Consider the following 1,327-nt stretch of genomic DNA (forward strand, 5'->3'; position numbering starts at 1 on the left):
CCGTTCAACGTCCCACCATTCACACGCACGTCTACTGGTGCGTCTCCGCTCCCCGACTTGGGCGAGGAACGGAGTTTGTGTTGTCGCTTCCGAGCGTACCGCACGCCAATATTCTTTGCAGCGTTATAATCCGCGTTCACTTCATACCCACACTTCTGGCACTCGAAGTGTTCGCCCTGGCGGTTGCCGTCGTGCGTGAACCCACAGTCCGTCCGAGAACAGCGTTGCGACGTGTGGTTCGGCTCGACCTGCTCTACGGAGACGCCCTGTTCAGGGGCTTTGTAGGAGACGTACTCAAACAGGCGTCGGAACGCCCAGACGTGGTGCCACTTCGCGTGTGGAAGCCGCTCTCGAATGTCGCTCAAGTCCTCGAACGCGATCACGTCGCAGTCGTGTTCGACGGCTTCCGTGACGAGTTCGTTGGCGATCGTGTGGATGTACTGTTTGCGCCAGGCTTCTTCACGCTTTCCGAGGCGAAGCAGGGCCTTGTGTGCGGTCTGCGTGCCGCGCTGTTGCATCTCGCTACGTCGCTTCTCGAACTCACGACACCAGTGGTCGTAGTCGTCCCCCTGCCAAAACGTGCCGGTTGAGGACACAGCAAGGCTGTTGACGCCGAGGTCGATACCGAGGACCGTTTGGTCGGAGTGCCCGGTATCTTCCGAAACCCCATCGTCACCGTCTGTCCGCCGCGTCGAAATGTTGAGGTAGAACTCATCAGTGGTCGCGTCGTACCGAAGCGTACTCTCACGGAACTCGTAGCTCTCGGAGAGTACGTACCGCTCGTATGGCGTCGGACTGTCTGCCGGGAGAACGAACGACGGTTCGACTCGGCCCTCAACAGTTGCCAGCGACACCTTGTTCCGGTAGAAGGTCGCGCTCCGCGTGTCGTAGTCCATCGTTTCGGCGGTAAACGTCGGTTGAGAGACGCGCTGTCCCTTTTTCCACCGTTCGACACACGCTTTGACAGCTTCGACAGCGCGTTTGATAGCGGCTTGGACAAGTTGGGCCTGTAGGTCTGTCTCCTCTCGAAGTTCGGCGTAGAGCGCGTCACGAACCTCTCGCTTGTTGGTCTCACACTCAGTGTAGGAGGTGTCGGACCAACAGTAGTCGGCGGTTCGGTTCGCGCAGTACAGGTATTGCTCGGCGGTTTGGTGGAGTGCGTCGCGTTGCTCGTCGGAAACGGCGAGTTTCACGACGGCGGTTCGACGCACGCCCATAGTTTCAGAGAGTACCCGACGGTACTTATATGGTCGGGAGTCAGTCGGTCGAGGTGTGGTGGTTGTGTCGTCCCATGTCGGTTTCCTCCCCGACCTACTCGCTCACTCCG

At 59.3% G+C, this 1,327-nt stretch carries 1 protein-coding gene; it reads right to left on the reverse strand.

What is annotated here, in order from left to right; translation table 11 throughout:
* Window positions 1-1,217: RNA-guided endonuclease TnpB family protein (locus tag DQW50_RS17505; RefSeq protein WP_133258794.1), on the reverse strand; the 1,217-nt coding region annotated here is incomplete at its 3' end.
* Window positions 1,218-1,327: the final 110 nt, after the last annotated feature.

It is taken from the genome of Halorubrum sp. 48-1-W (assembly GCF_003287355.1).
Classification (GTDB): Archaea; Halobacteriota; Halobacteria; order Halobacteriales; family Haloferacaceae; genus Halorubrum.